The organism is Bradyrhizobium sp. 191, from assembly GCF_023100985.1.
In the GTDB taxonomy this organism is placed as follows: domain Bacteria; phylum Pseudomonadota; class Alphaproteobacteria; order Rhizobiales; family Xanthobacteraceae; genus Bradyrhizobium; species Bradyrhizobium diversitatis.
This window is the reverse complement of sequence record NZ_CP064692.1, coordinates 3,747,251-3,755,000: the sequence shown is the minus strand read 5'-3', so window position 1 is coordinate 3,755,000 and position 7,750 is coordinate 3,747,251. Positions and strand designations below refer to the sequence as shown.

The 7,750-nt window shown below is 64.8% G+C and carries 8 protein-coding genes (1 of these 8 only partly in view); 1 reads left to right on the top strand and 7 read right to left on the bottom strand.

Annotated elements, in window-relative coordinates; translation table 11 throughout:
* Nucleotides 1-179: the 5' portion of a helix-turn-helix domain-containing protein gene (locus IVB23_RS17420; RefSeq protein WP_247804434.1), read on the bottom strand. 172 nt of this gene lie to the left of the window's left edge; 179 of the gene's 351 nt are visible here — the first part of the coding sequence; it begins with the start codon at nucleotides 177-179; its stop codon lies beyond the left edge, outside the window.
* Nucleotides 180-217: 38 nt separating this feature from the next.
* On the opposite strand from IVB23_RS17420, the gene IVB23_RS17415 reads away from it, so the two are divergent.
* Nucleotides 218-1,348 (top strand): IS630 family transposase, encoded by a 1,131-nt coding sequence (locus IVB23_RS17415; RefSeq protein WP_247803920.1) that lies wholly within the window; start codon nucleotides 218-220, stop codon nucleotides 1,346-1,348.
* A 102-nt stretch (nucleotides 1,349-1,450) separates the two neighbouring features.
* On the opposite strand, the gene IVB23_RS17410 is transcribed toward IVB23_RS17415, so the two are convergent.
* From IVB23_RS17410 to IVB23_RS17385, 6 genes are all read right to left on the bottom strand, one after another.
* Nucleotides 1,451-2,539 (bottom strand): TRAP transporter substrate-binding protein, encoded by a 1,089-nt coding sequence (locus IVB23_RS17410; RefSeq protein WP_061879180.1) that lies wholly within the window; start codon nucleotides 2,537-2,539, stop codon nucleotides 1,451-1,453.
* Between the two features lie 181 nt (nucleotides 2,540-2,720).
* Nucleotides 2,721-4,034 (bottom strand): Gfo/Idh/MocA family oxidoreductase, encoded by a 1,314-nt coding sequence (locus IVB23_RS17405; RefSeq protein WP_247804433.1) that lies wholly within the window; start codon nucleotides 4,032-4,034, stop codon nucleotides 2,721-2,723.
* A gap of 191 nt (nucleotides 4,035-4,225) precedes the next feature.
* The gene (locus IVB23_RS17400) at nucleotides 4,226-5,026 is read right to left on the bottom strand and encodes a phytanoyl-CoA dioxygenase family protein (RefSeq protein ID WP_247804432.1); all 801 of its coding nucleotides are present in this window, start codon (nucleotides 5,024-5,026) and stop codon (nucleotides 4,226-4,228) included.
* Between the two features lie 132 nt (nucleotides 5,027-5,158).
* On the bottom strand, nucleotides 5,159-5,836 hold the full coding sequence (locus IVB23_RS17395) for a GntR family transcriptional regulator (RefSeq protein WP_247804431.1): 678 nt from the start codon (nucleotides 5,834-5,836) through the stop codon (nucleotides 5,159-5,161).
* A gap of 187 nt (nucleotides 5,837-6,023) precedes the next feature.
* Nucleotides 6,024-6,836: an alpha/beta hydrolase gene (locus tag IVB23_RS17390; protein WP_247804430.1), complete on the bottom strand. Its 813-nt coding sequence runs from the start codon at nucleotides 6,834-6,836 to the stop codon at nucleotides 6,024-6,026.
* Between the two features lie 17 nt (nucleotides 6,837-6,853).
* Nucleotides 6,854-7,672 (bottom strand): alpha/beta hydrolase, encoded by an 819-nt coding sequence (locus IVB23_RS17385; RefSeq protein WP_247804429.1) that lies wholly within the window; start codon nucleotides 7,670-7,672, stop codon nucleotides 6,854-6,856.
* Between the last annotated feature and the right edge of the window lie 78 nt (nucleotides 7,673-7,750).

The window sequence follows — 7,750 nt, the reverse complement described above, 5'->3', positions numbered from 1 at the left end:
ATGAAGCCGTTTCGTTCGAGGGTGACAATCATCTGGTGGACCGAAGGCGGGCTGACGCGGAAGTGGCGCTGGATGTCGGCTTCGGCGGGTGGGCGTCCGAACATGTAGGCGTAGGTATGGATGAAGGCCAGGTAATGTCCCTGCTTTTCGGTGAAGTGCGCGCCTGATTTTTGACTCATCGCTGGATTCGTCCCGGCCTCCGACAAGGAGGCAAAGCATGAATGTACGTTATCGGGTCGAATTGAGCCAAGCCGAGCGCGATGAACTGACGGCGATGCTCGGTGGCGGCAAACACGCCGCCCGCAAGCTTAAGCGGGCGCAGATTTTGCTGGCGGCCGATAGGGGCGGCCGCGACGAGGAGATTGCCCGGACCGTGAGAGTCAGCCTCTCCACCGTCGGCCGGACCAAGCGCCGCTTCGTGGAAGGCAATCTGGAGCGGGCCTTGAGCGAGGAGCCGCGTCCGGGCGCAGAGCGCAAGCTGACCGGCAAGGAGGAGGCCCTGCTGGTGGCGACCGCATGCGCCAAGCCGCCCGCCGGCCACAAACGCTGGACGCTGACGCTTCTGGCCGACACGATGGTCAAGCTCACCGATCACGACAGCCTGTCGGGCGAGACCGTGCGCCGCCGGCTGGCCGAGAACGATTTCAAGCCATGGCGCAGGGACATGTGGTGCATTCCTCATGTCGATGGCGAATACGTCGCCCGCATGGAGGACGTGCTCGATCTCTACGCCGAGACGCCGGATCCCGCCCGGCCGCTGGTTTGCTTCGACGAGACCCCCGTCCAACTGATCGGCGAGGTGCGCCAGCCTGTCGCGGCCCAACCGGGACAGCGCGAGCGATACGATTACGAGTATCGTCGCAACGGCACCGTCAATCTCTTCGTCACCTTCGATCCGCATCGCGGCTGGCGCAACGTCAAGGTCACCGATCGCCGCGCCGCCGTGGATTACGCCCAATGCATGCGTGAGCTCGTCGACGTCCATTATCCCGACGCCGCCTGCATCCGTGTCGTGCAGGACAATCTGTCGATCCATAAACCTGGGGCGCTGTATGAGGCCTTCGCGCCCGCCGAGGCCCGACGCATCCTGCGCCGTCTCGAATTCCACTTCACTCCGAAACACGCCAGTTGGCTCAACATGGTCGAGTGCGAGATCAGCGTGCTGCAGCGCCAGTGTCTCGGCCGCCGCATCGACGACCCCAAAAGGCTCCGAAACGAGATCGCAGCATGGCAACGGCGGCGAAACAAAACCCGAGCCAGCATCAAATGGATGTTCACAACCGACAAAGCCCGCGCCAAACTCGGCCGCGCTTATCCAGCCACCGCTAAAGAGTCAAAATCACTGTGATGAACCACTAGGCTTTCGTGTACCTGTATCGCCATGAACACAAAAAAGCCCCGGAGACATCTCCGGGGCTTTCGTCGTTTCGTCGCTTGCAGCGCGATGCGACTACGTCCTCGTCCGCATCCGCATCATGAAGGTGTCGAAGCTGAGCTCGGCCACCTGCATCCAGGCGAGCGACTCGCTGCGGAAGGCGGTGAGGCTCGCATACATCTTGGCGAAATGCGGGTTGCTCTTGGCGAGACCAGCATAGATCTCGTTGGCTGCGCCGTAGCAGGCTTCGAGCACCTCCTGCGGGAAGGGCTTGAGGATCGCGCCGGCAGCGAGCAACCGCTTGAGGGCGGGTGGATTGACCGAGTCGTACTTGCCGGTCACCCAGGTGAACGTATCGAGCGATGCCGTCGAGATCGCCGCCTGATAGTGTTTCGGCAGCGCGTTCCATTTCTCCAGATTCATGATGTTGTGGCCCTGTCCGGTGCCTTCCCACCAGCCCGGATAGTAATAGTACTTTGCCACCTTCACGAAGCCGAGCTTCTCGTCGTCATAGGGCCCGACCCACTCTGCCGCGTCGATCGTCCCCTTTTCCAGCGCCGGATAGATGTCGCCGGCCGCGATCTGCTGCGGCACGCCACCAAGCTTCGAAATGATGGTGCCGGCGAAGCCGCCGACGCGGAACTTCAGGCCCTTGAGATCGTCGACGGTCTTGATCTCCTTGCGAAACCAGCCGCCCATCTGGGCTCCGGTCGAGCCTGTGGGAACGCCGACCGCATTGTGCTCCTTCAGGAGATCGTTGAGCATGTCCTGACCGCCGTTCCACAACAGCCAGGAGATGTGCTGGCGCGTGTTGAGACCGAAGGGCAGCGACGTGCCGAAGGTGAATGCCGGGTTCTTGCCCCAATAGTAATAGAGCGCAGTGTTGCCCATCTCGACCGTGCCGTTGGAGACCGCGTCGAGCACCTGCAGGCCCGGCACGATTTCACCGGCAGCAAAGGGCTGGATCTGAAAGCGGTTGTCCGTGATCTCGGCGACGCGCTTGCAGAAATATTCGCAACCGCCATAGAGCGTGTCGAGCGATTTCGGCCAGCTCGCCGTCAGCCGCCATTTCACCTCGGGCATCGACTGCGCGATAGCCGGCGAAGCAACGGCACTTGCGGCCAGGCCCAATCCGCCTGCCGTCAGGAATTTACGACGTTCCATGCGTTTCCCTCCTGTGATGTCGTGTCCTCGACGAGGGATCGCGGTCTTGGCGCCGCTTTCGTCTTCGTCGGTGGCCGACGTTTCCTTATTGTCCGAAATTCAGTATTCCCGGATCGCAGTCAGCATGACCAAAGGGGAACCGCAAATCAAGCGCACTTTGGTTGAGGCGCCGGCAGGCCGGTCAATGCTGCGCTGCGAACGCGGCTTCCATTGCCTTGCGCGTCTTCACCGTTTCGTTGCCCGGGTCGAATTCGACATCGTTCCAGCGCACGACCGCGCCATGGGCGACGTCATGTTTCAGCTTCACGCGATGTGCTAGTCCGATGGGCAGGGCGCCGGCCCTCAGGCTCGCAGCCGCCGGTACCAGCTTGCCCCACACCGTATAGCCGCCCTCGCCGTCGAGCATCTCGCCGGCGCGCAGATTGCGTTTGGCCACCGCTGCGACGTCGCCGCGGAAGCCAATGGCCTGCCCGGTCGGTTCGCCCCGCAGCGCGGCCGACAGCACCGAAATGTTCAGCTCGAGCCCGATCAGATGATAGGGCTTGTACATCGCGGCGAAGCGTCCGCTGGCGTCGGTCTTCAGGCCATATTGCCTGAAGCAGTCGGCGGCATAATCGTTCGGCGCCTCCAGCACGACATAGACGCCCCAGCGCAGATCGCGAAACACCGGCCGGCCGTCGCGCTCGAGCGAGGAGACGACCTCGACGACGCCGGACCGCTCCAGTACGCCGCCGCGAGAGCGCGGCCGCATGATGTGCGGCAGGTCGTCGACGCCGCAGGGTGGAAACAGCAGGCCGTCCGTGGGCACGTCGAGGCCGCAGGCGTTCGCAATCGCGGCCATCTCGATCGCCGATTTGGTGCCGTCGAGAAAGGAATTGAACATCTGCGGATTCATGCCGGCCGATTGCGCCTCGCCCGCAGTCAGGCCGTAATGCTGCCAGACGGCGTCGGGCGTCACGTCGTGATAGGCCGGCAGATATTTCGTGCCTTTGCCGGCAGCGACGACGCGGAATCCGGTGGCCCGCGCCCAATCCACCATCTCCGCGGTCAGCGCCGGCTGGTCGCCATAGGCGAGCGAATAGACCACGCTGGCCTTGCGCGCTTCCTCGGCGAGCAGGGGGCCTGCCAGAACATCGGCCTCGACATTCACCATCACGATATGCTTGCCGGCCGCGATCGCGGCGCGCGCATGCTTGATGCCGACCGCAGGATTGCCGGTCGCCTCCACCACCACGTCCATCGTGCCGCCGGCAATGGCGCGCGCGCCGTCATCGGTGAACATGGTTGCGGCGATCCGCTCGGCGCTCCAGCCGACGGTGCGGCAGGCCTCACGCGCGCGGTCACGGTCGATGTCGACGATGATGGGCACCTCCAGCCCAGGCGTGTGCGGCACCTGCGCCAGGAACATCGAGCCGAATTTGCCCGCGCCGATCAGCGCGACTCGGACCGGCTTGCCGGCGGACGCGCGGGCCTGGAGGAGGCGGAAGAGGTTCATGTTGTCATCCGATAAGTCTTGTGTCCCGGACGCGGTGCAGCGCTTCTTCAGCGCTGCTCCGCAGAGCCGGGACCCAGTGCAGGGAATTCGGCGCGGCCTGGGCCCCGGCTCAGCAGCGCATCACACCGGACGATGCTCCGCATCGCCGGGAGTGCTGCGCTGCGTCCGGGGCACGGGACCGGATCCTACTCTTACTCCGCCGCCTGACGCGGTGCACGGGCGAGCCGCAGCAGCGCGTCGTCGTCCACGGTCTTGATCGGCGTGAAGTCACGATGCGCGATGTAGTCCGGCCGGGTCGGCGTGCGGATGTGGTTCGAGACCGCGTTCAGCGTCAGGTACACGATCTTGCGCGGGTAGGGCGTGATGTTGCCGGCAGATCCATGCACGAGATTGCCGTGGAACATTAGCATGCCGCCGGGCTTGCCGGTGGGCGCCACGATGCCGCCTTGCTCGACGAGGCGTGTCACGGTGTCCTCGTCCAGCGTCCACAGCGGATAGGAGGTGGTGGCGAGGTCATGCGAGGCCTCCAGGTCGCCGGCATTCTGGCTGCGCGGCACCAGCATCAAGGGGCCGTTGATCGGCATCACCTCGTCGAGGAAGATCGCGATGTTCATCGCGCGCGGCTCCGGCATGCCGTCGTCGCGCTTCCAGGTGCCATAATCCTGGTGCCACTGCCAGACGTCGCCCGTGAAGGCCGATTTCGCGTTGATCTTGAACTGGTGCATGTAGACGGGCTCGCCGAACACCTGCTCGACCGGCTCGATCATGCGCGGATGCGCGCCGAGGAGTCCGAAGGCCTCGTTGTAGAGATGTGCGGCAAAGGCCGTGCGCGGCGCGCCGCTCTTCTCGCGCCAGACCTCCGGCCGGTTGGCGTCGTAGATGCCGACCGCCTCGCGCGCCAGCAGATCGACCTCCTCTTGGGCGAACAACTCGGGCAAAAACAGCCAGCCCTCGCGGTGGAAGAACTCCAATTGCTCCTGAGACAGTTTCATGGGTCGTCCTCCTGTTTTGATTTGTTCTCTTTCTCGTCATGGCCGGGCTTGACCCGGCCATCCACGTCTTTGCGGCTCGTCAAGAAAGACCGTGGGTGCCCGGCACAAGGCCGGGCATGACGGCGCCTGCCGCTACGCCGCTGCCTCGTCCGTCGCCCTCAATCTCTCCTCGGTCATTCGTCCCGCCGTCTGCGCATGCGCCAGCGCTGCGCGTTCGGCTCCGTTCGCATCGCCGGCGAGAATGCGTGCGGCGATGTCGGCATGTTCGGCCCAGGCGCTGTCGCGATAATCGAGCTCGGACAGCACCGTCGCCATCGAGCGCCGCATATGCGGCCATTGCGGTGCGATCGTTTCCTCGATCACGGGATTGCCGGCGAGCTGATAGATCGCGCGGTGGAAGTCGACATCGAGCGCGATGAGCTCGGCCAGCGTCGTGTTGCGGTCGCTGCGGCGTCCGGCGGCAAGCGCCGCCTCCAGCCGTGCGCGTCCGGCCGCGTCAGTGCCTGCGCGCGCCGCGGCGAGTCGGGCCGCCAGCGCGTCGATGGCACCGCGTACCTCGTAAAGCTGGCGGATGCGCGCGGGATCGAGCTGGGTGACTTCAAATCCCCGGCGGCCGCTTTCGGCGACCAAGCCCTGGCGGTGCAACAGATGCAGTGCATGCGAGACCGGCTGGCGCGACACGCCGAGCTTATCGGCGAGCTCGTTCTGCCGGATGCGCTGGCCGGGGCGCAGCGTGCGGTCGGAGATCGCTTCCAGGATCCGCGCATAGACCTGGTCGATCAGATTCGGGAGCGGGTCGAGAGGGATCACGCCGGCGGCTCCTCGTACGGAATACGGAATTCCGTATCGGAAGGTATGCCGGGACGGTTGGGGCGTCAAGGCGAACCTTCGAGATCCCGCTCAAGCGGCTTTTCGGCCTCCGCTAAGCCGTTGATATCTCTAGGCCCTTCTACTGTGCATGGGGTTGTTTTCGAAGTCTGGAGGCGGGCAGCCGCCCCTACTTCGCCAGGAACCTGTTCACGACTTCACCGAACTCCAGCGGCGCCTGCTCGAACATCCAGTGGCCCGCGTTCGGGATCACCGCCGTCTCGGCTCCGGCGATGTGGTCGGCCAGCACGCGCCACATCACCGACAGGCTGCCCGTGGTGGCGCCGCCGCCGATCAGCAGCGTCGGCGTTCTGATCGCCTGCGCGTCGCTGAGGGTGTAGGGCCGGCGCTGCTCGTTGATCTGGCCGAGGAAGGTCAGCGCATTGTCGCGCAGTTGCTGCTTGGCCGCGGCGGGCACGCGCCGCCAGGAGCCGTCGCCCTCGATGCCTTCGTAGAAATTCTGTAGCGCGCCTTCGATATTGCCGGCGCGGATCATCTCGACCGATCGCACGGTGCGGGCCGCCAGCGGCGGATGCGCGGGCGTGCCTTCCGGCACCGGCAGGGATGCGTCGAGATCGCCGCCGGGCTCGGCCAGCACCAGCTTGCGCAACAGGTCAGGCCTCGCCTGCGCGACGCGAAACGCGATATGCCCGCCGCGCGAATGGCCCATGAGATCGACCGGCGCAGGCTCAACCTGCTCGATGAAGGCGATCACGTCAGCAACATGCTGCGCCATCTTGTAGTCGTCGCCGACCGCATCCCAATGCTCGGGGAAGAAGCGCCGCAGGCTGACCGAGATCACGCGATGATTCTTCGACAGCGGGCCGAGCACTGAATACCAGGTGCGGAAGTCCCCGAGCGTGCCATGCACGCAGACCAGCGGATGGCCGCTTCCAACTTCCAGATAGGCCATGTCGTAACCGTTGACGCGAATTGTCTGCATGGGTCAGCTCGCCAAAATCAACCTGCTAAGAAATCCAGCACCACTTCGGAATATTTCTGCGGCGCCTGCTCGAACATCGGATGCGTCGCGTTCGGGATGATCGCCGTCTTGGAATAGGGCACATGCGCGGCCAGCGCGTGCAGCACTTTCGGCAGCAGGCCCTTGGTCCGCGCCCCCAGGATGAACAGGGTCGGCATCTTGATGGCCTCCGCATCCGCCTTCGAGAACGGCGGGCGGTTGTCGCGGACCTGGCCGATCAGCGTCATGGCGTTGTCGCGCAGATTCTGCTTCACCATCGCCGGCAGTCGCGGCCAGGTGCCGGGCCCCTCCAGCGTATCGACGAAGACGGCGAGGCCGCCATCGACATCGCCGGCAGCGATCTTCTCTGCGGAAGCCGTGAAGCGCGCCAGCAGGGGAGAGGGGCCGCCGACGTAATCAGGATCGAGGCTCGCATCGAGCTCGCCGCCGGGCTCGGCCAGGACCAGCCGCCGGAGCAGATCCGGCCGCCGTTGCGCCACGCGGAAGCAGATGTGCCCGCCGCGGGAATGTCCCATCAGGTCGACCGGTCCGAGATCGAGCTCGTCGATGAAAGCGATGACGTCTTGGACATGCTGGGTGATCGAATAGGTGTCACCAAGGCCGTCCCAGCGCTCGGGGAAGAAGTGCCGCAGGCTGACGGCGATCACCCGGTGTCGCTGCGTCAACGGCCCGAGCACGCAGCCCCAGACACGGAAGTCGTTGAGCGATCCGTGCACGCAGACCAGCGGCGGACGGCCTCTGTCCTCGCCCACGTCGAGATAGGGCATGTCGTATCCGTTGACGTGGACGCTTTGCATTCAGGGCTCGTGAGGAATTGGAACTCCTGTGCAAGATTCCCGGAAACCGGGTGGATCGCAACTATTTCCAAGCCTAGA